The sequence below is a fragment of the Arthrobacter sp. Y81 genome (genome assembly GCF_002929335.1).
In the GTDB taxonomy this organism is placed as follows: Bacteria; Actinomycetota; Actinomycetes; order Actinomycetales; family Micrococcaceae; genus Arthrobacter.
This window is the reverse complement of the sequence record NZ_PJIL01000076.1, coordinates 1-594: the sequence shown is the minus strand read 5'-3', so window position 1 is coordinate 594 and position 594 is coordinate 1. Positions and strand designations below refer to the sequence as shown.

1 pseudogene is annotated in these 594 nt (G+C 67.0%); it reads right to left on the bottom strand.

Going from position 1 to position 594, the window contains the following annotated elements:
* A pseudogene (locus tag CXQ91_RS24245) lies at positions 1-593 on the bottom strand (pyruvate dehydrogenase (acetyl-transferring), homodimeric type); the annotation flags it as partial.
* Position 594: the final 1 nt, after the last annotated feature.

Sequence of the window (594 nt, the reverse complement as noted above, 5' to 3'; positions counted from 1 at the left end):
GGCATCAGCCGCGGGTGCGGGTAGGAGGACAGGGCGTGCCCGGCCTTGGACTTCTCCTGCCGGAACCCGTCCAGGTCCTCCTCGGTCAGGCGGCCTTCCATGAACGCCCGGGCGTACATGCCCGGGGAGGCGTGGCCCTGGAAGAAGACCTGGTCCCCGCCGCCGGGGTGGTCCTTGCCGCGGAAGAAGTGGTTGAAGCCGACCTCGTACAGGGTCGCGGCCCCGGCGTAGGTGGAGATGTGCCCGCCCACGCCGATGTTCGGCCGCTGGGACCGGTGCACCATCACCGCGGCGTTCCAGCGCATGTACGCCCGGTACCGGCGCTCGTACTCCTCCTTCCCCGGGAACGGCGCTTCCTGGTCCGCGGGGATCGTGTTCACATAATCCGTGGTGGTGACCATCGGGACCCCGACGCTCTGGGCGCCGGCACGCTGCAGGAGACTGCGCATGATGTACTGGGCACGCTCGGTGCCCTGTTCCCTGATCAGCGTATCCAGGGACTCAATCCATTCGGCGGTCTCTTCCGGATCACGATCAGGCAGCTGGTTAGTCAACCCGCTGAGGATATGGGAGGTATCTTCTCCTGCAGCCACG